At 43.2% G+C, this 22,115-nt stretch carries 18 protein-coding genes and 1 riboswitch; of the genes, 15 read left to right on the top strand and 3 right to left on the bottom strand.

Annotated elements, in window-relative coordinates; translation table 11 throughout:
* The 8 genes from FTV43_RS10340 (at nucleotide 1) to recJ (ending at nucleotide 9,979) form a co-directional block, all read left to right on the top strand.
* Nucleotides 1-1,959, top strand: a complete 1,959-nt coding sequence (locus tag FTV43_RS10340) for a 2-oxo acid dehydrogenase subunit E2 (protein WP_179995427.1) — start codon at nucleotides 1-3, stop codon at nucleotides 1,957-1,959.
* Nucleotides 1,960-2,057: 98 nt separating this feature from the next.
* Nucleotides 2,058-2,217: riboswitch (yybP-ykoY riboswitch) on the top strand.
* A gap of 72 nt (nucleotides 2,218-2,289) precedes the next feature.
* Entirely contained in the window at nucleotides 2,290-2,865 is a 576-nt protein-coding gene (locus tag FTV43_RS10335) for a TMEM165/GDT1 family protein (protein WP_004974251.1), read from the top strand.
* 184 nt (nucleotides 2,866-3,049) lie between these two features.
* Nucleotides 3,050-3,847 (top strand): MBL fold metallo-hydrolase, encoded by a 798-nt coding sequence (locus tag FTV43_RS10330; protein ID WP_178318896.1) that lies wholly within the window; start codon nucleotides 3,050-3,052, stop codon nucleotides 3,845-3,847.
* A 106-nt stretch (nucleotides 3,848-3,953) separates the two neighbouring features.
* The gene (locus FTV43_RS10325; RefSeq protein WP_004974255.1) at nucleotides 3,954-4,319 is read left to right on the top strand and encodes a YkgJ family cysteine cluster protein; all 366 of its coding nucleotides are present in this window, start codon (nucleotides 3,954-3,956) and stop codon (nucleotides 4,317-4,319) included.
* 328 nt (nucleotides 4,320-4,647) lie between these two features.
* The gene (guaB, locus tag FTV43_RS10320; RefSeq protein WP_004974257.1) at nucleotides 4,648-6,114 is read left to right on the top strand and encodes an IMP dehydrogenase; all 1,467 of its coding nucleotides are present in this window, start codon (nucleotides 4,648-4,650) and stop codon (nucleotides 6,112-6,114) included.
* Between the two features lie 142 nt (nucleotides 6,115-6,256).
* The gene (gene glmM, locus FTV43_RS10315; protein ID WP_179995426.1) at nucleotides 6,257-7,588 is read left to right on the top strand and encodes a phosphoglucosamine mutase; all 1,332 of its coding nucleotides are present in this window, start codon (nucleotides 6,257-6,259) and stop codon (nucleotides 7,586-7,588) included.
* A gap of 11 nt (nucleotides 7,589-7,599) precedes the next feature.
* Entirely contained in the window at nucleotides 7,600-8,256 is a 657-nt protein-coding gene (pdxH, locus tag FTV43_RS10310) for a pyridoxamine 5'-phosphate oxidase (protein WP_096901662.1), read from the top strand.
* Between the two features lie 13 nt (nucleotides 8,257-8,269).
* Complete coding sequence (recJ, locus tag FTV43_RS10305) at nucleotides 8,270-9,979, top strand: single-stranded-DNA-specific exonuclease RecJ (RefSeq protein WP_179995425.1); 1,710 nt, start codon at nucleotides 8,270-8,272, stop codon at nucleotides 9,977-9,979.
* A 49-nt stretch (nucleotides 9,980-10,028) separates the two neighbouring features.
* Here the strand turns inward: recJ and FTV43_RS10300 are convergent, their stop codons facing one another.
* Complete coding sequence (locus tag FTV43_RS10300; protein ID WP_179995424.1) at nucleotides 10,029-10,829, bottom strand: putative porin; 801 nt, start codon at nucleotides 10,827-10,829, stop codon at nucleotides 10,029-10,031.
* A gap of 173 nt (nucleotides 10,830-11,002) precedes the next feature.
* Entirely contained in the window at nucleotides 11,003-11,779 is a 777-nt protein-coding gene (locus FTV43_RS10295) for a putative porin (protein ID WP_179995423.1), read from the bottom strand.
* Between the two features lie 572 nt (nucleotides 11,780-12,351).
* Between FTV43_RS10295 and prfB the strand changes: the two genes are divergently transcribed.
* From prfB to FTV43_RS10270, 5 genes are all read left to right on the top strand, one after another.
* Nucleotides 12,352-13,447, top strand: a protein-coding gene (gene prfB / locus FTV43_RS10290) for a peptide chain release factor 2 (RefSeq protein ID WP_096901669.1) whose coding sequence is annotated in 2 segments (ribosomal slippage) — nucleotides 12,352-12,423 and nucleotides 12,425-13,447 — 1,095 coding nt in all. Because the reading frame shifts where the segments join, the coding sequence is not laid out codon by codon here.
* Between the two features lie 158 nt (nucleotides 13,448-13,605).
* Nucleotides 13,606-13,905: a helix-turn-helix transcriptional regulator gene (locus tag FTV43_RS10285; protein ID WP_016658749.1), complete on the top strand. Its 300-nt coding sequence runs from the start codon at nucleotides 13,606-13,608 to the stop codon at nucleotides 13,903-13,905.
* 20 nt (nucleotides 13,906-13,925) lie between these two features.
* Complete coding sequence (locus FTV43_RS10280) at nucleotides 13,926-15,005, top strand: alkene reductase (RefSeq protein WP_179995422.1); 1,080 nt, start codon at nucleotides 13,926-13,928, stop codon at nucleotides 15,003-15,005.
* Between the two features lie 84 nt (nucleotides 15,006-15,089).
* Entirely contained in the window at nucleotides 15,090-16,370 is a 1,281-nt protein-coding gene (locus tag FTV43_RS10275; RefSeq protein ID WP_179995421.1) for a 3-deoxy-D-manno-octulosonic acid transferase, read from the top strand.
* Between the two features lie 2 nt (nucleotides 16,371-16,372).
* Complete coding sequence (locus FTV43_RS10270; protein ID WP_179995420.1) at nucleotides 16,373-17,086, top strand: 16S rRNA (uracil(1498)-N(3))-methyltransferase; 714 nt, start codon at nucleotides 16,373-16,375, stop codon at nucleotides 17,084-17,086.
* On the opposite strand, the gene FTV43_RS10265 is transcribed toward FTV43_RS10270, so the two are convergent.
* Nucleotides 17,060-18,046 (bottom strand): mechanosensitive ion channel family protein, encoded by a 987-nt coding sequence (locus FTV43_RS10265; RefSeq protein WP_179995419.1) that lies wholly within the window; start codon nucleotides 18,044-18,046, stop codon nucleotides 17,060-17,062. The genes FTV43_RS10270 and FTV43_RS10265 overlap by 27 nt on opposite strands.
* A 468-nt stretch (nucleotides 18,047-18,514) precedes the next feature.
* Here FTV43_RS10265 and acs point away from each other — a divergent pair, with 468 nt between their 5' ends.
* Nucleotides 18,515-20,458, top strand: coding sequence for an acetate--CoA ligase (acs, locus tag FTV43_RS10260; RefSeq protein WP_179995418.1), 1,944 nt, complete (start codon nucleotides 18,515-18,517; stop codon nucleotides 20,456-20,458).
* A gap of 192 nt (nucleotides 20,459-20,650) precedes the next feature.
* Entirely contained in the window at nucleotides 20,651-22,111 is a 1,461-nt protein-coding gene (locus FTV43_RS10255) for a DUF3375 domain-containing protein (RefSeq protein WP_179995417.1), read from the top strand.
* Nucleotides 22,112-22,115 lie beyond the last annotated feature (4 nt).

Raw genomic sequence — 22,115 nt, 5'->3', positions numbered from 1 at the left:
ATGCAAATTCAAACGCCTGATATTGGTGTCGATAAAGCCACAGTTGCTGAAATTCTGGTCAAAGTTGGCGACACAATTGCAGTTGATGACAGCATTGTTTTACTGGAATCTGACAAAGCCTCAGTGGAAGTACCTAGCACTGCCGCAGGGGTAGTCAAAAGTATTTTAGTGCAGCAGGGTGATGAAGTTGCCGAAGGTGCAGTTTTGGTTGAACTCGAAGCCGATGCACAAAGCTCTGTAGTTGCAGAACCTGCCCCACAAGCTGAAGTACAGACTGCTGAGGAGCTAACGGAACAAGTTGCTACTGAAGCGCCAAGCACAGCTGCATCTGCAACCACGCAAGAAGTTGATGTGCAAGTGCCTGACATTGGCGTGGAAAAAGCGGTGGTTGGTGAAATTTTGGTACAAGTGGGTGATGCCATTGAGGTAGATCAAAGCCTGATTGTGGTGGAATCGGATAAAGCCACAGTAGAAGTGCCAAGTACAGTGTCGGGTACAGTGACTGCTATTGCGGTGACCACTGGCGATACTGTAAAAGAAGGTGTGGTGATTCTCACTGTGAAAACAGCAGTTACTACTGCAGCGACACAAGCACAGTCAGTTCAAGCGCCAAAAGCAGAACTGGTAGCAGAAGAAGCTTCAACAGCATCTACGCCATCACAAACAGCATCTGCTCAGGTAGATGTATCTGTACCTGATTTAGGCGTAGATAAAGCCACGGTTGCAGAAATTTTAGTACAAGTCGGTGATACAGTCAGTGCAGATCAAAGCCTGATTGTGGTGGAGTCAGATAAAGCCACAGTGGAAGTCCCTAGTACAACTGCTGGGGTCATTCAAGCCATTCATGTGGAATTGGGGCAAAGTGTTACACAGGGCAATGCCTTGGTGAGTATCACCAAGCAAAGCACAGCAACCGCTGCGGCACATCAGGCACCTACAGCCTCTGTGACTGCAGCAAGTCCAACACCTGCTACAGTAACGGCTCAAGCAGAGGCGGCAGCTGAACCTGCAAATGCGGACAAGCTCAGCAAAGCACAAAATGAAGCCAATGCAAAAGTCTATGCAGGCCCTGCGGTACGTAAACTGGCGCGTGAGTTAGGGGTGGTCTTGGCCGATGTCAAAGCCACTGGCCCACATGCGCGTGTACTCAAAGAAGACTTGAAGGCTTATGTTAAAGCGCGTCTTACTGCGCCGCAGACTGCTCCTGTCGCTGCTACAACACAGCAAGTTACAGGTTTGCCAAAGTTGCCTGATTTTAGTGCATTTGGTGGCGTGGAAGAAAAAGGTTTGACGCGCTTACAACAAGTGTCAATTCCGCAATTGTCCCTGAACAATTACATTCCACAAGTCACGCAATTTGATTTGGCCGATATTACTGAGCTAGAAGCGTGGCGCAGTGAATTGAAAGCTAACTTCAAAAAAGAAGGTGTTAGCTTGACCATTTTGGCGTTCATTGCCAAAGCTGTAGCGCATTTGCTGAAAGATGAACCGTATTTCGCTGCGCATTTGGCAGATGATCAAAAGTCTGTGCTGCTGCGTAAAGAAATCCACATGGGCATTGCCGTGGCAACCCCTGATGGTTTAACCGTGCCTGTGCTACGCAATCCAGATCAGAAATCGATTAAACAAATTGCGATCGAACTGGGCGAGTTGAGCCAAAAAGCGCGTGATAAAAAGTTGTCGCCTAAAGATTTACAAGGTGCAAACTTTACTATCACCAGTTTAGGTTCGATTGGTGGTACGGCATTTACGCCGTTAGTGAACTGGCCACAGGTTGCGATTTTGGGTATTTCACCAGCGACCATGCAGCCTGTCTGGAATGGTGAAGGTTTTGATCCGCGCTTGATGTTGCCGTTGTCATTGTCGTATGACCATCGGGTGATTAATGGCGCAGATGCAGCACGTTTTACCCATAAACTGACGCAATTGTTGGCAGATATTCGTAGCTTGCTGCTCTAAACTCAGAAAAGCTTTATAAAACCCTGCTGCGGCAGGGTTTTTTGTCACTGCCGTTACTCGGCTAAATTTGCTTAACTGCAGTATTCCGTTTAGAATAGCTTTACTTCATTGGGGAGTAGCCGCTTTTTACTAATTTCTGTTCAAACTGAATGCAGTAAAAAGGTGATGGTCAACATATTTGTTCCACAGAACATGGTCATCATAGCAAAGAACCAAGTCTGCTTTTTCAAGCTTTCTTTTGTTGGCAAGACCTTTGATTTATCACTCTGCAGATTTTGGCTAGCAGGAGGGATAGGTCATTGGTATGTGTGCTAGCCAGAGAAAAACATCATGTATGAATTCCTCATCTCGACTGCCATTGTCGCCTTAGCCGAAATGGGTGATAAAACCCAATTACTGGCTTTATTACTCGCGGCACGTTTTCGTAAACCTGCTCCAATCTTGGTTGCTATTTTACTGGCAACACTCATTAACCACGGACTTTCTGCAGTTTTGGGGCAGTGGATTACCACGGTACTTAGCCCAGAAATTTTATTGTGGATTTTGTCTTTAGGTTTTATTGGCATGGCGATTTGGATGCTTATTCCAGACCAGCTAGATGATGAAACTGAAAGCATCAACAAGTGGCAAAAATACGGTGTATTTGGCGCGACCTTTGTATTGTTCTTTTTGGCAGAAATTGGCGATAAAACTCAAATTGCCACAGTGGCTTTAGCCGCACGTTATGACAGCGTGTTTTGGGTCATGCTTGGAACCACTTTGGGGATGATGCTGGCCAATGCACCTGCGGTATTTATTGGCAATAAATTAGCGACCCGATTGCCAATTGCTTTAATTCATAAAATTGGTGCACTGATTTTCCTAATTATTGGTGTGTCGACTTTGGCGCAACATTATTTATTCTAAATTATTCATTAAAATGCATAAATCCTGAGCAAACTGCTCGGGATTTATTTATGTGAATGGTACTGCAATTCACTGATATTTCAGATAATCTGAGCCATTTTATTTATTGTAACTTTCCATAAATAGCTATATGTTATTCAGTGATAGAAAATCTATTTTTAAAATGAAAAATTGGGGATTGGTTATGGCATTTGACCGTACAACATCGCAGGTCTTATTTGATAATGGGACACATAAATGTATTAGTTTTACCAGTTTGGTCAAAGGTGAAGGTGTTCAGGCCAACCAATTTCTGATCCTTGATAATAACCGTGCGGCAGTGCTAGACCCAGGTGGCGACCTGACCTATGTACCACTGACCATGGAATTAAACAAATATACCCGTTTGACCAATCTTGACTATGTCATGGCATCGCACCAAGACCCAGACATCATCACTTCAATGCCGCGTTGGTTGGTCTATACCGAAGCAAAAATCGTAGCATCAAAATTGTGGGCGCGTTTCTTGCCGCACTTAAGCTCATCTTTTATGAGCGACCGTATGAAAGGCAACTGGTTAGATCGTTTGGTGGAACTGCCAGATGAAGGTCAGGCAATTCCTTTGGGTGAGTCTAAAATTATTGCTGTGCCTGCGCATTTCTTACACTCTGTTGGTAATTTCCAGTTTTATGATCCTATCGCCAAAATTTTATTTTCTGGTGATATGGGTGCGTCAATGGTGGAAGATGCTTCAATTCCATTGACTGATTTTGCTGCGCATATTCCTGCGATGAAAGGCTTCCATCAGCGCTATATGTGTTCCAATAAAGTGATTCGCCTCTGGGTGAATATGGTACGCACCATGGACGTTGAAATGATTGTGCCGCAACACGGTACGCCATTTGTGGGCAAAGAACAGGTGAATCAATTCTTAGACTGGATTGAAACATTGGAATGTGGCGTCGATTTGATGGACGAACACGTTTTTAGCTGCCCTGAATAAGCGACAAAAAAAGCTGAAAAAACTGTAAAAAAAACTTGAGTGCAAAAACAACTTTTTTTAAGATTTTCGCCCAAAAACGATTTTTTTGATGACGAGAACTTAACGAATGTTGTCTCAAGTACCTACAGCAGATGCCTGCTTAAGCTGCGGCGCGTGTTGCGCTTATTTCCGTGTTTCATTTTATTGGGCTGAAGGCATGAATATGCCTGAGCACTACACGGAACCAGTAACAGCAGTCTATTCATGCATGTGTGGTACCAATCAGAGTCAGCCGCGTTGTGTCGCTTTAGAAGGTGAAGTTGGACAGCAAGTGAGCTGCGGGATTTATGAATTACGCAGCAGCTCTTGTAAAGAAGTGCAAATTGCCGATGATCAATGCAATAAAGCACGTCGTGCGCATAACATGATTCCATTTGTGCAAGTCGATCCAGCCATTTCTGTGAATGATGATGACTTCGATCAAGTGGTTTAATGGTGCTTTAAGTTGTTGATCGCAATCCAGATTGAAAAAGCAAAGCTGCGGCTTTGCTTTTTTTTACGGCTAATTTTGGATAAATAGCCAATCATGGTTCACATTGAAGCGGCTTTATCTGCCTGAAAAATGAAACATCGCAAGTTTTAAACCTGCACGGCTAAAAAGCAAACTAAGGATGAAAACTTCAATTTTTAGATGAAAATTACCGATTTTTTCATGTCGCATCCCCCAGAAGGGCAGAATAAAAAATATTTCTTAGAGAACAAATGAAATTTGTGCCCAGATTTGTTTATAATGGCTCACGGAAATTACCAGTGAGACTGTTATGCTGACCATCGTTCAAGAAGCGTTAACCTTCGATGATGTCTTATTACTCCCTGCCTATTCTACTGTTCTCCCAAAAGATGTCTCCTTAAAGACACGTTTTACGCGCGGCATTGACCTGAATATTCCTTTGGTTTCAGCAGCAATGGATACGGTGACTGAATCTCGTATGGCAATTGCGATGGCGCAAAACGGTGGTATTGGTATTTTGCATAAAAACATGGACATCGTTGCGCAAGCAGCCGAAGTGCGCCGTGTGAAAAAATTTGAAGCGGGTATGGTGAAAGACCCGATTACCGTAACGCCAGAAACTACAGTACGTGAATTGATTGCGCTGACTCAAGCCAATAATATTAGCGGTGTACCTGTAGTAAAAGATGGCAAAGTTGTCGGTATTGTGACAGGACGTGATACACGTTTTGAAACCAACCTTGAGCAACCTGTCAGCAACATCATGACAGGTCAAGATCGTTTAGTGACAGTACGCGAAGACGAATCTAAAGAAAACATTCAAGCTTTATTGCAACAGCATCGTATTGAAAAAGTCTTGGTGGTGAATGACCAGCAGGAATTAAAAGGCTTAATTACGGTCACTGATTTCCGTAAAGCAGAATTGTATCCAAACAGCTGTAAAGATGACTTAGGTCGTTTACGTGTGGGTGCTGCAGTGGGTACAGGCGCAGAAACACCAAGCCGTGTAGAAGCATTGGTTGAAGCAGGTGTCGATGCGATTGTGGTTGATACTGCACACGGTCACTCTGCAGGCGTAATTGAGCGTGTACGTTGGGTAAAAGCTAACTATCCACAAGTTCAAGTAATTGGCGGTAACATTGCAACTGGCGATGCTGCTTTGGCATTGTTAGATGCAGGCGCAGACGCAGTGAAAGTGGGGATTGGCCCAGGTTCAATCTGTACCACACGTATTGTGGCAGGTATTGGTATGCCGCAAATCTCTGCAATTGACGCTGTTGCCAATGCATTGAAAGAACAGATTCCATTAATTGCCGATGGTGGTATTCGCTTCTCTGGTGATATGGCCAAAGCGATTGGTGCAGGTGCAAGTACCATTATGGTGGGTTCATTGCTTGCTGGTACTGAAGAAGCACCGGGCGAAGTTGAATTCTTCCAAGGTCGTTACTACAAAGCATACCGTGGTATGGGTTCATTGGGTGCAATGGCGGGTGCAACAGGTTCTGCAGACCGTTATTTCCAAGACTCGAAAGCAGGTGCAGAAAAACTTGTACCAGAAGGTATTGAAGGTCGTGTACCGTACAAAGGCCCAATGGGCAACATCGTGCATCAGATGATGGGTGGTTTACGTTCATCTATGGGTTATACAGGTTCTTCAACCATTGAAGATCTACGCCAAAATGCTAAATTCGTGAAGATTACTGCAGCAGGTATGCAGGAATCTCACGTGCATGATGTGACGATTACTAAAGAAGCGCCGAACTATCGCGTTGGTTAATATGAACTATCGCGTTGGTTGATATTTAGTAGCATTTTCAAATAAAAGCCGTCATCAATGTGACGGCTTTTTCATTTTTGGTGTAAAGTAACTCGCAGTAAAAAAGTGATGATAAAGATCACCCCTAAGAAGTGAGAACAATATGAGTTATTTTGGTACAGACGGCATTCGAGGGAAGTTTGGAGAGTTACCAATTACACCTGATTTTGCATTAAAACTAGGTTTTGCAGCAGGTAAAGTTTTAAAAAAACACACCAAAAAAAATAAACCTATTGTGGTATTGGGTAAAGATACACGTCTTTCAGGCTATATTTTAGAAGCAGCATTACAGGCGGGTTTAAATGCCGCAGGTGTCTATGTGCATTTGCTCGGTCCTTTGCCTACGCCCGCCATTGCACACTTAACCCGTGCTTTGCATGCCAGTTTAGGTATTGTGATTTCAGCATCGCATAATCCATATTTTGATAACGGGATTAAATTCTTCTCGGGCGAAGGGAAAAAGCTGCCAGATGCCTTGCAAGAAGAAATTAACCAAGAATTGCAGCAAGAATTAAAAATTGAAGATACGGCCAACTTGGGTAAAAGTGTTCGTGTCAAAGATGCCAATGGGCGTTACATCGAGTTTTGTAAATCGACCTTTCCATATCATTTAGATTTAAATGACCTCACTATTGTGGTCGATTGCGCCAATGGTGCTGCCTACAATGTTGGCCCTGCGGTATTTCGTGAATTAGGCGCGAAAGTGATTGCCATTCACAATGAACCGAATGGTTTAAACATCAACGAAAATTGCGGCTCAACCCATCCTGAAAGTTTGCAAAAAGCAGTGCTTGAGCATCAGGCGGACTTGGGGGTTGCATTTGATGGTGATGCAGACCGTGTGATTTTGGTGGACAGTCAAGGCAAGCAAATTGATGGCGACCACATTTTATATATTCTTGCCACACAAGGCTCGAAAAAACCTGCAGGTATTGTCGGGACGTTAATGAGCAATATGGCATTGGAATTGGCGTTGGAAAAAGCCCAAGTACCATTATTGCGTGCCAATGTCGGTGACCGTTACGTGCTACAAGGTCTGGAAAAAAATGGCTGGGTTATTGGTGGTGAGCCATCGGGGCATATTTTGACTTTGGACAAGAGCACCACAGGTGATGCAATTATTGCTGCCTTACAAGTGTTAACGGTGATGGTCGAACAAAATAAAGCCCTGCATGAATTGGTGGCAGATTTTAAACTGTTGCCAAATGTGCTGGAAAATGTGCGTTTAGCAAATATGTTTGACCCATATACTGTTCCTGCCTTGGTGGAAGAGTTTGACCGTGCCACGGAACAGCTGAAAGGTCGTGGACGTTTATTGATTCGTAAATCGGGCACTGAACCTGTGATTCGTGTCATGGTGGAAGGTGATGATTTGGCTGAAGTGGAGGCATTGGCGAAAGATTTAGCCGATGCTGTACGTCGTCATGCCGTCTAAAGGGGGTAATCGTGAGTGATTTAATTAAAGATTTAAGTGAGCTGCGTTTAAGTTACCAAAAAGGTGAATTGCTAGAAGCACAGGTCAGTGCCAATCCGCATATTCAGTTTTTGAATTGGTTTAACCATGCCTTAGAAGCCAAGCTGCATGAACCGTATGCGATGTCATTGGCGACTGCCAATGCGCAAGGTCGTCCGCATGTGCGTACTGTGTTGCTGCGTGGAGCCACCGAAGCAGGCTATGACTTTTATACCAATTATGACAGTCAAAAAGGGTTGGATTTAGCGGCCAATCCTTATGCTGAATTGTTATTTTACTGGCCTGAACTGGAACGTCAGATTCGTGTCAGCGGTTATGTCGAAAAAATTGATGAGCAAGAATCGACAGCGTATTATCACAAACGCCCACGTGACAACCAAATCGCTGCGCATATTAGCACTCCGCAAAGTGGTGTGATTGCCAGCCGTGAAGAACTACAGGCGCGTTTCCAAGACTTGCATGCCCAAGTGGGCGATCAATCTGAATTGCAAAAACCTATATTTTGGGGCGGTTACCGCTTGCAGCCTGATTATTACGAATTTTGGCAAGGCCGTCCGAACCGTTTGCATGACCGCTTAGCTTATGAAAAAATTGAAGGTGAGTGGAAACTACAACGCTTGATGCCTTAAATCACTGGAAACTATGTCAAAAATTCTAATAAAACAAAGACCTTTACTTACACGCCCTGAAAACTTTCAGGGCGTCTCTACATTTGTTGCTCAAATTTTAGCGCGCCGTGGTGTTGCGTCTGAGCAGGAACTAGAACTTAAACTGAAGCACTTACTTGCTCCAAATATGAAAGGTCTACCTGACGCCATTCAGCTGATGGATCAAGCGATTGATCAGCAGAAAAAAATTGTAATTGTGGGCGATTACGATGCCGATGGCGCGACCAGTACCACACTCATGATTTTGGCATTGCGCGAAATGGGCGCACACGTGCAGTATTTAGTACCTGACCGTTTTAAATATGGTTATGGCTTAACCCCCGCCATTGCCGATTTGGCTTTTGAGCGTTATGCACCTGATTTATTAATTACGGTAGATAACGGAATTTCCAGTCATGAAGGTGTGGAGCGTGCGCAAGCTTTGGGGATGCAGGTCATCATCACCGATCACCACCTCACTACAAAAGCCACTCCAAATGCAGAGGCTGTGGTGAATCCGAATCAATTGGGTTGTGATTTTCCAAGTAAAGCTTTGGCAGGTGTGGGCGTGGCATTTTATGTGTTGGCGAACTTATCCAGTCAGCGTAAAAAACAGGGCAAATCTGCTGCAAATTTAACGCAATATTTAGATTTGGTGGCCTTGGGCACCTATGCCGATGTCGCTAGTCTGGATTATAACAACCGTATTTTGGTGGATGCAGGCTTAAAACGGATACAGCAGAATTTATGTCGTCCTGGGATTAGTGCATTGCTGGATTTGGCAGGACGTGAACCCGCACAGCTTAAAGCACAAGATTTGGGCTTTGTCTTGGGACCACGTATTAATGCCGCAGGGCGCATGGAAACCATGGACATTGGAATCGAGTGTTTATTGGCAACGGATACGCAAAGTGCCTATGCTTTGGCGCGTCAGTTAAATGCTTTGAATCAGGAACGTCGTCAGGTTGAAGGGCAAATTAAACAGGATGCACTGGCAGAATTGGAAAAGCTGCAGTTAGATCAAAGTGATTTACCGCATGCCTTGATCATGTTTGAAGAACATTGGCACCAAGGTGTGATTGGAATTGTCGCAGGACGTTTAAAAGAACAGTTTCATCGCCCTGCGATTGTATTTGCTGCCGATGAAGATGGTGAGCATATTAAAGGCTCTGCCCGTTCAATTGAGGGGATTCACATACGTGACACCATTGAATTGGTTGCAGAGCAATATCCACATTTGGTGAGTCATTTTGGTGGACATGCGGCTGCGGCAGGTTTGACCATTAAAAAGGCGCACTTTGCAGAATTTAAACAGGTCTTTGAACAGATCATTGCGCAAATGGATGCAGATTTATTTCATGCTGTGCTGTGGACAGATGGTGAATTGCCGCAAGAGGCTTTTCATTTACACACTGTGGATTTATTGCAGCAGTTGGCACCTTGGGGACAGAAATTTCCGCAGCCTGTGTTTGAAGGGCGGTTTAAAGTGGTCGATTTTAGATGGTTGAAGGACAGTCATTTAAAATTGCGTTTGGCATTGGATAATGGGCAAGTGGTTGATGCGATTGCGTTTGGTGCTAAAGACAAATTTGAATTTAACCCGATGTTGGATGATGTACGTTTGGTTTATGAATTAGAGCGCAATGTGTTTAATGGCAATGTCAGTTTACAACTGCAGATTGTGCATTTGGAGCAATCTAAATAAAAAAATCCGCTCAAATTTGAGCGGATTTTTTTGCTTTTAATTTATGGAATTAGAAGCGGAATGTACCATTGATGCCGAATGAATCGATTTCATCAACTGTTGTGTAATTTACGCCAACTGCAATTGTTGGGGTAAAGAATTTTTGTGCACGAACGCCAAAAACAGTATCAGAATCATCAGCAGTTGAGTCTGCAATAGAAATACCTACACTTAAAGTTGGGTCGATATAAAGATCAGCGCCTAAGCGATAAGTTGTTTCATCACCAAAATAAGATAAGCCTTCAAAGTTAGCAAAATGGTTGCCAATTTGAGTGACATATTTAGCACGTAAAGATACAGCAGTATCCTCACCTACGGTTACTTGATTTAGAAGATTTGTGGTAAAGCCATAGTTCGCAACTTGAACTGGATCTAAGCTCTCATCTGCTACACCAACTGCTAACAATAAACCATTGACTGGTAAGTAACCAACTTCAAGAGCATAGCCAGTATTATCATCACCATCAAATTTGGTTTGATTAATTGCACCATTCACATAAAATTGGGTGTTAGGAATAAAAAACTCACCATTAATGCCTAAAACATCAATATCTTCGTCGCCATCACCGCTAGCATTAGCATAACCTAAACCAATATTGCTAGCTTTACTTAGGAACGCTGCTTCAGCTAAAGGTGCATTTTTGACTTGAACACCATTTAAATAATATTTGCCATTAATGAAGAATGTATCTAAATCACCTTCTCCATCAAAATCAGTGTTTTCATAGCCCCCATTGATTTCAGCTTGATATGCATGAGCAGTACTTAAACCAGCAAGAAGAGCAGTTGCAAGCGCAAGTTTTTTAAACATTATTGAGATTCCCTCTGTTATAGAAATATGACTGTTTTGTTACAGTTGTTGCTGATTGTACGGAAAATAAACATACAGTCAATGCACTATTTCTACCTAACTGCTTTATTTTGAGGCATAAAAAAGCACCCTTCCGAAGAAGAGTGCTATTTGAATATCTAATTAGGCTAAACTTAGAAGCGATATTTCGCAGCGACACCAAAGCGGTTGTAGTCAGCATTACCAACTTCACCAAAGCCTACACGACCTTCCAAACTGACTTGTGGTGTAAAGAATTTACGTGCACTCACACCAAACTCATCATTATCGTTGATATCGTTGCTGTAATAATCGACACCTACACTTAGCGTTTTATCAATGAAGTAATCCGCAGCAAGATTGTATTCATCGAGATCACCAAAAGCAGCACCTGCTTCAAGGTTGATGTCTTTACCATTCGAAAGTGTCGTTACGTATTTGGCACGTAAAGTCGGGTCTACACCATCATCACGGTCATTATCCCAACCTTTAAGACCTGCTGCGATTAACAAGCCTGGTGCTGGTAAATAACCAACTTCTACACCATAGGTGGTTAAATCATTGTTTAGGTCATCATTGTCTTTCAAGTCATGACCGCTCACATTACCACTTAAGTAAAAGTCTGAATTCGGTACAAAGTACTCTGCACCTACGCCGTAAGTATGCGCTTCATTGTCGCCAACTTCGTCATATTGGTATTTGGCATTTACGTTGCTAGCACGATCAAGGAACGCTGCTTCTGCCAAAGGTGCATTACGGGTTTGTACAGGGTTAAAGTAATAAGTACCATCTACACCGAATGAACCGCTTGAACTGCCGTTGTCTGGATCAATCAGTCCTGCTGATGCACCAATTTCAGCTTGGTATGCGTTCGCAGTACCAGTGATAGCCAAAGCTGAAAGTAGGGCTGATGCGATTGCTAATTTTTTCATGGAAAGTACCCCTCTGAAATCTGGTTAACAGTTAAACTTTTTGTTACAACTTTTAGTCTAGGCGAAAAAAAATCAGCGTCAATCACAGGAAAGTTGCCGCTTTGTTACAAGCGTAAATTTGTGTAATATTTTGAGTTTAAGTGATTGAAATAAAAATGAAATAATTAAATGTTTTGTTTTATTAAAACTATGTGTATTTTGTGAATTTTACTAAAGCTGATCATTAAATCATCAAACTTGTTTCATCTTTGTTTTATTTTGGCGGGTTGAAGCAATTACCATACACCACTTTTTAAGCATGTTTTCAGCTGAATGTGTCAGGCAAAAAATCAGGGCGATAGATCGGCCATTAAGATAAATATCCGTGTTAATCGTGCATGCTATTTTAAGTCGGATATCATCAGGCTTTCACTTTAAAAGTTTAAAGCGATCTTTATTTTTAACCACATTTAGCATTCAACCTATAAAAGCTGAAAAGTTATGCTGGAATTTACAGCAGGGTAGAAATGCCAGAACAGGTCTGTGCTACAATTATCAGCTAATAAGCTTCATTGTTAATTGAGAGAATTTACGTGGAAATTAATCCTTATCTAAACCAATTAAAAGACTTGAACGAACGTAGTCAAACACTACGGGGGTATCTTTGACTACGATCTTAAAAAAGAGCGTTTAGAAGAGGTTCTCCGCGAGTTAGAAGATCCTGCAATCTGGAATGATCAAAGTCGTGCGCAAGCCATGGCCAAAGAAAAGGGCGAGCTTGAAAACGTGATTCATGTCCTAGAAGGTTTGGCGACCCAGTTAGAAGATGCCCAAGCCATGTTGGACTTAGCTGTTGAAGCCGATGATGAAGATTTATTGGTGGATGTGCAGTCTGAATTGACTTCTGCTGAAGAAGAACTGGCGAAGCTTGAATTCCGCCGTATGTTCAGTAATCCAATGGATCCAAACCCATGCTATGTCGAAATTCAGGCGGGTTCGGGTGGTACAGAAGCGCAAGACTGGGCATCGATGCTGTTGCGTATGTATATGCGCTGGATTGAACGTCACGGCTTTAAAGCAGAATTGATGGAAGAATCGGATGGTGATGTGGCAGGGATTAAATCTGCGACCATTCGCGTTGAAGGCGAATATGCCTATGGTTGGTTGCGTACCGAATCGGGTGTGCATCGTTTAGTGCGTAAATCGCCATTTGACTCAGGTAACCGTCGTCATACGTCATTTTCTGCAGTGTTCGTTTCACCAGAAGTGGATGACAATATTGAAATTGATATTAACCCTGCCGATGTCCGTACCGATACTTATCGTGCGTCAGGTGCAGGTGGTCAGCACATTAACAAAACTGACTCTGCGGTACGTTTAACCCACGCACCTACAGGTATTGTGGTGGCTTGTCAGAACCAACGTTCGCAACACGCCAACCGTGACCATGCGTGGAAACAATTACGTGCCAAGCTGTATGAATTGGAAATGAGTAAACGTAATGAGGCGGCTCAAGCACTTGAAGACTCGAAGTCTGATATTGGTTGGGGCAGCCAAATTCGTTCTTATGTATTGGATGATTCACGTATTAAAGACTTACGTACAGGCGTGGAAACTTCAAATACAGGTGCGGTTTTAGATGGTGATTTAGACAAGTTTATTGAAGCCAGTTTAAAGCAGGGTCTATAAGTTACGGTCTGTAAGATCCTAATGAGCCTGCCCAATTCAGTGAAGTTGCTTAAAAAATTTATATAAATCGTAAAAAATCGATATTAATATCGAAAAAATACGATATATTAAGGACAGCTGCTGAATTGGGCTTATATTTACGAATATGTGTCTGAGTGATGGATGTCGATTTAATTTTTAAAGCCTTAGCCAATCCTACCCGTCGGCAAATTTTAGAATGGTTAAAAGCACCAGAACAATTTTTGTCGATCGATGAGTGTGGCGACTTTAAGCGTGGTGTATGTGCAGGACACATCGAGCGTTTGGGCAACGTGTCGCAATCGACCATGTCAAATCATTTATCGGTACTGCAACAGGCAGGTCTTATTCGTGCAGAAAAATACGGACAATGGTCATATTTTTCTCGTAATGAAGCACTCATTCAGCAATACGTCGAATATTTGAAACACTCACTTTAACTGTGAGATTAGAGGCAAAAATGGCTGAATTAGACTCTCCTTTAGTTTTGGGTGATCTGCATCTAAAAAACCGTGTGGTGATGGCACCTTTAACCCGTAGCCGCGCGAGCGATGACCGTGTTCCAACGCCAATGATGGCGGAATATTATGCACAGCGTGCTAGCGCAGGTTTGATTCTTTCAGAAGCAACGGTAATTTCTGAAGAAGCCAATGGTTATTTAAATACCCCAGGATTGTTTACCGATGCTCAAGTGCAGGGTTGGAAACTCGTTACCGATGCCGTGCATGCCAAAGGTGGTTTGATTGTGGCGCAACTGTGGCATGTAGGTCGTGTTTCACATCCAGATTTACTCAATGGTGCAACACCAGTATCGGCAAGTGCGGTACAACAAGCAGGTTATGTCAGTTTGTTGCGTCCTAAACGTGAATATGTGTTGCCACGTGCCTTAGAAATTTCAGAAATCCACGCCATTACCGAGCAATATAAACAAGCCGCCATCCGTGCCAAAGAAGCAGGATTTGATGGGGTAGAGTTGCATGCAGCCAATGGTTATTTGATTGATCAATTCCTGCAAAGCAAAACCAACCAACGTGACGATGAATACGGTGGTTCGGTTGAAAATCGTGTGCGTTTCTTGTTAGAAGTGATGGACGCCTTAATTGAAGTCTGGGGCGCAGGTCGAGTCGGTGTGCATTTAGCACCACGTGGCGATGAGCACGACATGGGAGATGATGATCCACGTGAAACCTTTGGCTATGTCATGCAGCAATTGGGGCAGCGTAAAATCGCCTTTTTCTTTACCCGCGAATATTTAGCCGAAGACAGCATTTCCCAAGAAATGAAAGTACGTTCAGGCGGTGTGCCATATATCGCGAACATGCGTTTAAGTCGTGCTGATGCCGTGGAATTATTGGCTTCGGGCAAGGCTGATGCGGTGTCATTTGGTAAGGCGTATATTGCCAATCCAGACTTGTATGAGCGTTTATTGGCAGATGTACCTTTAAACGAACTCAAGCTGGAAAACATGATTGGTACAGCCGTTGCAGAAGGCTATATCGATTATCCAACTTTGGCGGAAACACAACACGCTGTAGAATAAAAGCCAGTATAGCGCCACATGCAATTAACATGCGCGTGTGGCTCTGTTATATTTTGCCGATAATCTTTCTTTGGGGCGCATCTTTTGGCTACTCCATTTTGGTATAACGCAGCCTTGGCGCTGTTAAAACCGATTTATCAGTCACGTATTCGTAAACGTGCCGAACATCCTGAGCAATTACAACAAGAACTGCTTGAACGTTTTGGCCCATTTCAGCCCGCTAAAAATTTACATGCCATTTGGTTTCATGTGGTGTCGGTGGGAGAAACCAATGCCGCGCAACCTCTAATTGAACATTATTTAAAAGCGGGGCATCCTGTTTTAGTCACCAATACCACCAAAACAGGGCAGGCACGCGCCAAATCATTATTTTTAAAAGCACCGTATTTAGATTTATTTCAAGCTGTGTATTTACCTGCCGATCAGGTACATTTAATTCGTGAGTTTTATCAGAAATATCAGCCTAAATTATTGGCACTGGTCGAAACAGAATTGTGGCCTAATTTGATTGATCAGGCGCAGCATTTTCAAGTCCCGTGTTTGTTGATTAATGCGCGGCTTTCGGAAAAATCGGCCAAAGGTTATGCCAAAGTTAAAGGATTAACTCGCGGCATGTTGCAAAAATTGCAGCAACTTTTGGCGCAAGACCCTGCCACACAGCAGCGTTTTATTGCATTGGGGATGCCTGCCGAGCGTACAAAAGTGGTGGGTAATATTAAATTTGATATTACTGCACCAGAAGATTTTGTAGAGCAAGCCGCGCAGTTGCAACAGACATGGCAATTGGTACATCGCAAAATTATTACCCTTGCCAGTACCCATGCGCCTGAAGAACAGCAATTATTGACTGCACTGAAACCTTATTTCGCACAGCATCCTGAACTGTTATGTATTGTTGTGCCGCGCCATCCAGAGCGTTTTGATGAAGTGGCTATGCAGGTACAAAAACTGCAACTTAATATGCAGCGCCGTAGCTTGGCTGAAGCGATTCAACCTGAAACACAAGTGTATTTAGCCGATAGCATGGGTGAAATGTGGTTGTGGTACGCCTTAAGTCAGGCCTGTTATGTCGGTGGTTCGCTGAATGAACCTGGCGGTGGGCATAATATTTTAGAGCCTTTGGCCTTAAATGTCGCCACGGTATTGGGCAAAAATTATTTTAACTTCCAAAGTATTGTGGATGAGTTTGTTGCAGCAGAAGCCGTGTATGTGGTCGAAGATGCTGAACAAGCTGTAAATACGTTAACGCAATTGTTGTTTGAACCTGCGTTGCGTGCTCAGCTGAATCAAAATGCTCAAGTGATTATGTATAAAAATCGTGGCTCTTTGACTGAGCATATTCACGTGATGAATCAGTATCTTTAAATATGAATATCGTTTTGCTTGACCCTCGGCAGACCACAAATGAAGTGTGGTCTATTAGCGCCCAGCGCCAAGTGCAGCATTTACACACGCATGTCGGTGTACAAGTCGGTGACAGCTTAAAAGTCGGGATTCGCGGTGGCAAGCGTTATTTGACCGAAGTGGTGGACGTTAGTGAGCAGCGGATTCAAGTCAAAGCCCTGTATGAAGAAGCTGTACCGAAAAAACTGCCTGTGACCCTGATTGTGGCTTTACCACGCCCTAAAGTATTACGTCGTTTAATTATGGATAGCGTGACGCTAGGTGTGGAAAAAATTATTTTGCTGCACAGTTATCGGGTCGATAAAAGCTATTGGCAAACACCATTTTTGCAACAACTCGATCAATATGTAACTTTGGGTTTGGAACAAGCAGGCGATACCATTGCACCTGAGATTCAGCTTTATAAACGCTTTAAACCTTTTGTGGAAGATGTCTTACCCAGTTTGATTTCTGCCGATTGTCCTGCTTATGTGGCGCATCCTTATACTGAGCAAGCTATGCCACATGCCATTCAACATCCATGCAGTATTGTGATTGGTCCAGAAGGTGGATTTATTCCCTACGAAATTGATTTGCTCGAAAAAAATGGCTGCCAAGCGCGGCACTTGGGCAACCGTATTATTCGTACTGAAACCGTAATTGCTTATGTTTTAGGGCGTTTGTTTAGCACGGGCTGAATCATCTTCATTGACTGCTGCATCACCACGATAAACTTTCACTTCCTGCACAGGATAAGGAATGGAAATATGATGTTCGGCAAAAGCGGCAATCACCCGTTCCTGCACTTCACTGATGGATGCAGAGGTGGAGGTTTCCGTCGTATTGACCCACCAACGCACATTTAAATTAATCGAAAAATCGGCCAGGGCAGTGACATTGACGCTAAATGCAGGTTGGCTCAAGATTTTGATGTCACGGTCTAAAATGGCCAAAATAATATCTTTGGCTTTTTGCACGTCATCTTCATAACCAATACCCACCACAAACTCGCAACGACGACGGGTGTAAGCTGTATTGACCGTTACCGCACTGGTATACACTGTCGCATTTGGAATCACGATACGACGTCCATCGGGAGAGCGCAAGAAGGTTGCACGAATCTGAATATCTTCTACCGTACCTTCCATATTATTTACGATGATGTCATCACCAATTTTAAATGGCTCGCCAAGCAAAATCAGCACACCCGACAGTAAATTCTGGAAAATATCTTTAAAAGCAAAACCAATTGCAACAGAGCCTAGACCTAAGGCACTCATGAGTTGGCTAGGGGTGAATCCTGGAATCGCAATCACCATTGCAATCAGAAAGCCAAAGAAAATAATAGCGGAACTACCAACCCGATTCAGCACCAAAACTAGATTTTGTCGGGTATAGGAACGATTGTTTAGGGTCTTACGGATAGACCATTTGAACACGCGAGCAAGCAGCCAAAATACAAACAGCACTACGGCTGCAATTATCAAATACGGCACACGCTCCCAAAATCCTTCCATAATTTTATCGATGGTGGAGTAGGCGTCATTGTACTTGGCCGTATGATTGATCACGGTTTGCGTGGTTTTTTCAGTGGCTTCCTGCAACAGCTGACTGGTGTTTTCAGAAACTTCACTGAGTGAGGGTTTGGATTCTGCCACGATAATTCCGAATTCAAAATGAAGCGACTATTTTGCCTGAAAAACTCAATTTGGTTAATGAGCAATGCTTACTTGCCAGTATTTTAGACAACTTGGATAGAAGTGATGAGCGTACTATTTTGTAGCATTTAAACTGCGAGTTGTATGTGGTTTTATCTGTAAGACAGGGTCGCAGGTATGAATGATTGGCTGCGTAAAAAAATGTTAATACTCACGGTTATTAGACGATATTTTCTTTAAAAATAATGCAATGCGCAGTACAGTGGAATGTAAACCTGAAAGTATGAATGCAAGAATATGGCATTCGATCAACGCTTTGGCATGCTATTGTTTGTATAAAATTTATGCGACTAAAGCCGAATGGTGAGCCATAAAAAAGAAAGTTCATACTGTGAATATGCAGAAATAATAATCAATAACGTGGCATACATCTCGTGATGAGATGCAAGAACATCAAGGAAGTAGCAGATGAAAGACGTATATCCTGTTCCAGATGAATTTAAAAAGACTGCCCGCACCACTGAGGCAGAATATTTTCAACGCTATCAACAATCTATAGATGACCCTGATACTTATTGGGCAGAGCAGGCCCAACGCTTAGATTGGATTAAACCTTTTACCCAAGTCAAAAATACCAACTTTGACCCCGAGCATTTTAAAATTGAATGGTTTGCCGATGGGCAACTGAATGTCAGTGCCAATTGCTTAGACCGTCATTTAAAAGAACATCCGCATAAACCTGCAATTATTTGGGAAGGAGATCATCCATCTCGGCATAAAGTGGTTTCTTTTGCTTCTTTGCATGATGAAACCTGTCGTTTTGCCAACGTGCTGAAAAAGAACGGGGTGCAAAAAGGTGATCGGGTGGTGCTGTACATGCCAATGGTTTCCGAAGCTGCGATTGCCATGCTAGCCTGCGCGCGGATTGGTGCAGTGCATTGTGTGGTTTTTGGTGGTTTTTCTCCCGATGCTTTGGCTAGCCGAATTGAAGACTGTCAGGCCAAGTTAATTGTCACTGCAGACTCGGCCATGCGTGGTGGCAAGCCAATTTATTTAAAAGCCAATGTTGATGCTGCTCTAAAAGTAGCAGGTACCGACTGTGTGCAAAATGTGATTGTGGTGCATCGTACAGGGAATCCGATTGAGATGTTACCTGAACGCGACTTGTGGTATCACATGGAAATTATGTCGGTCAATGACATCTGCCCACCCGAGCCGATGAATGCCGAAGATCCACTATTTATTTTATATACCTCGGGTTCGACTGGAAAACCCAAAGGCGTTTTGCATACCACAGGCGGTTATTTGACCTATGTGAACAGCACGTTTCGAGAAGTCTTTGACCTGAAACAGGATGATGTATTTTGGTGTACCGCAGATGTAGGCTGGATTACAGGGCATTCCTATGTCTTATATGGTCCGTTGTCGAATGGCACATCTACCGTGATGTTTGAAGGTGTACCGAACTATCCAAGTTGGGCGCGCACAGGGCATATTGTCGATAAACACAACATCACCATTTTATATACTGCACCGACTGCCATTCGCGCCATGATGCGGGAGGGAGATCGTTTTGTACGTGAAAGTGACCGCAGCAGCTTGCGTTTACTCGGTTCAGTCGGTGAGCCGATTAATCCCGAAGCGTGGAACTGGTATTACAACGTGGTAGGCGAAGGACGTTGCCCAATTGTAGATACATGGTGGCAAACCGAAACAGGGGGCATATTAATTTCAGCATTGCCTGGTGCAACGCCACTGAAACCTGGTTCGGCAACCCGCCCATTATTTGGCGTGCAACCTGCTATTGTCGATGCCGAAGGTAATGAACTGGAAGGCGCGACCGAAGGCAATTTAATTATGAAAGATTCATGGCCAGGGCAAATGCGCGGTATTTGGGGCGACCCTGCACGTTTTATTGAAGCGTATTTTTCGACCTATCCGGGTGCGTATTTTACAGGAGATGGTGCACGCCGTGATGAAGATGGCTATTACTGGATTACAGGGCGTGTGGATGATGTCTTGAATATTTCGGGGCACCGTTTAGGTACTGCGGAAATTGAAAGTGCCCTAGTAGCGCATGAAGCTGTGGCTGAGGCAGCAGTGGTGGGAATGCCACATGATATTAAGGGGCAGGGGATTTGCACCTTTGTAACTTTGCAAGTTGGTACACCCGAGTCAGAGGAATTGCGTGAAGAATTAGTCAATTGGGTTCGCAAAATTTTGGGGCCTGTGGCAACGCCTGATGCGCTGCATTGGGCACCTGCTTTACCTAAAACCCGCTCAGGTAAAATCATGCGCCGTATTTTGCGGAAAATTGCAGCGAATGAATTGGATAGTTTAGGAGATACTTCGACTTTGGCTGAGCCGCAAGTGGTGGAGCATTTGATTGCAACGGTGTATGGGGAGAGGTAGGTTAAGGTTGCTGTCACTGTACACAAAGAAGTTAGATAAGGTTTGTTTTTTATTTTTTTCGATGAAGTAAGGTGATTGTTTATATCATCTTACTTTATGCGACAACTCGTGTCGTCTTGCTTGGTAATTTGCTTGGGTGATTAAAAAATAACTGTAGAATAAATAACCATCATACAGATGATGTGGAATGGCATGAATATTCTAGGGTTACAGGCCAAGTATCGGCGTTTATATCATGAAAACTCAATTTGGAAATTATTAAGAGCAGATAACGCACCACATATTTTAGCGTTCATTGTTGACTTATTTGCAGAACAAAATGAAGTCCCTTATGGTCGTGCAAGAAATGTCTTGGATGAGTTGATTAAATCTAGTCGTGAGCAGGGTATTTGGCAGACAGAAAATAATGCAGCGCATTATTTAAATCATTGGATTCATTCAGGCTGGCTCAGAGAAATAGATGGCAAGCTGAGTAAAACGGATATTAGCGAAACCGTATTACGTTTTTGTCAGGGCTTGGATGAGCGAGCAACCCATACCACAGCATCACATTTAAGAATTGTGCAGGATGCGGTTCGTGATTTTGTGGTCGCATTGAGTGAAAATATTGAAGAACGAGTGGAGTTGCTCGAACAAAAAAAATTAGTGATTCAAAATGAAATAGATGCTTTGTTGGCGGGTGTTGTTACACAATTAGAAGAATCAGAACAAAAAGAAAGAATACGAGAAATTTATCAACTTGCTTCCATTCTTACAGGCGATTTTAGACGGGTCGAAGATGAGATTCGTCTACGAGATAAAGAGTTGCGTCTAGATATGATTAGTGGTGCTTATTCACGTGGAGAAGTATTGCTGAGCTTAATGGAAAAAGAGCAGTTGCTTGCCCAAAGTGATGCAGGCAGTGCTTTTGATGGGTTTTGTCAATTACTTCAGGATCAAGATCGTTCTACTGAGTTTAGAGAGCAGTTACGCAGTATTTTGAATCATCCTATTGCACAACAATTAAGCGAATCTCAACGTAAATATTTAGGTCAGTTAATGCGTGAGTTAGGACGCGAAAGTAGCCGAGTTTTCCAAGTCCGACATCGTACAGAAGAAGGTTTGAGAGCTTATATTGAAAGTGGTGCAGCATTGGAAAACCGTTTGATTGATCAGTTGTTGTCGGAATTAGAAAAAAATGCAGTGGCATTGTTGGAATCGGAGTGTGATTTAAAAACAGAAGTACAAGTGGATTTAGCCGTGGGTTCCATCCAGCTGAATTCGCCTGAAAGTCTTGCTTTAAAAAGTCCCACAGAACATATGGATATACGTGAGGTCGAAGAGCAACAAAACAAGACTGAACCTAGTGATCAGATGCTGAAGTACTTAGACAATGTACGGGTTCGTGCTGTTGCTGAAAAAGTATATCAAACGCTCGCACAGAAAGGGGTGATGAGTATTGCCCACTTAACACATGAACATCCTTTACAAGCGGGGCTTGAAGAACTTGTTGCTTATTTGCGTATAGCAAAAGCCATTAAAGCACCACAAATGCAGCATACCGAGCAAGTTGAACTTAAGGATCGTTCAGGTGTGCATTTGCAGGCCAGTATTCCAGTGTATTACTTGAGTGCAGATTTATTTCCCAAAAATATAGATGAGCTGGCACTTTAAGGAG

Source organism: Acinetobacter sp. YH16053, from assembly GCF_013417035.1.
Taxonomy (GTDB): domain Bacteria; phylum Pseudomonadota; class Gammaproteobacteria; order Pseudomonadales; family Moraxellaceae; genus Acinetobacter; species Acinetobacter towneri.
Note: the sequence above shows the minus strand (reverse complement) of the source record. Positions and strands in the feature narration are given on the sequence as shown.

Bases quoted from the DNA above. Each gene is read 5' to 3' on its own strand.
- recJ (WP_179995425.1), top strand. From the start codon at position 8,270: ATGTCAAAAATTCTAATAAAACAAAGACCTTTACTTACACGCCCTGAA.
- FTV43_RS10280 (WP_179995422.1), top strand. From the start codon at position 13,926: ATGGCTGAATTAGACTCTCCTTTAGTTTTGGGTGATCTGCATCTAAAA.
- FTV43_RS10270 (WP_179995420.1), top strand. From the start codon at position 16,373: ATGAATATCGTTTTGCTTGACCCTCGGCAGACCACAAATGAAGTGTGG.
- FTV43_RS10295 (WP_179995423.1), bottom strand. From the start codon at position 11,779: ATGAAAAAATTAGCAATCGCATCAGCCCTACTTTCAGCTTTGGCTATC.
- FTV43_RS10335 (WP_004974251.1), top strand. From the start codon at position 2,290: ATGTATGAATTCCTCATCTCGACTGCCATTGTCGCCTTAGCCGAAATG.
- FTV43_RS10340 (WP_179995427.1), top strand. From the start codon at position 1: ATGCAAATTCAAACGCCTGATATTGGTGTCGATAAAGCCACAGTTGCT.
- acs (WP_179995418.1), top strand. From the start codon at position 18,515: ATGAAAGACGTATATCCTGTTCCAGATGAATTTAAAAAGACTGCCCGC.
- FTV43_RS10285 (WP_016658749.1), top strand. From the start codon at position 13,606: ATGGATGTCGATTTAATTTTTAAAGCCTTAGCCAATCCTACCCGTCGG.
- guaB (WP_004974257.1), top strand. From the start codon at position 4,648: ATGCTGACCATCGTTCAAGAAGCGTTAACCTTCGATGATGTCTTATTA.
- glmM (WP_179995426.1), top strand. From the start codon at position 6,257: ATGAGTTATTTTGGTACAGACGGCATTCGAGGGAAGTTTGGAGAGTTA.
- FTV43_RS10325 (WP_004974255.1), top strand. From the start codon at position 3,954: ATGTTGTCTCAAGTACCTACAGCAGATGCCTGCTTAAGCTGCGGCGCG.
- FTV43_RS10330 (WP_178318896.1), top strand. From the start codon at position 3,050: ATGGCATTTGACCGTACAACATCGCAGGTCTTATTTGATAATGGGACA.
- FTV43_RS10300 (WP_179995424.1), bottom strand. From the start codon at position 10,829: ATGTTTAAAAAACTTGCGCTTGCAACTGCTCTTCTTGCTGGTTTAAGT.
- FTV43_RS10255 (WP_179995417.1), top strand. From the start codon at position 20,651: ATGAATATTCTAGGGTTACAGGCCAAGTATCGGCGTTTATATCATGAA.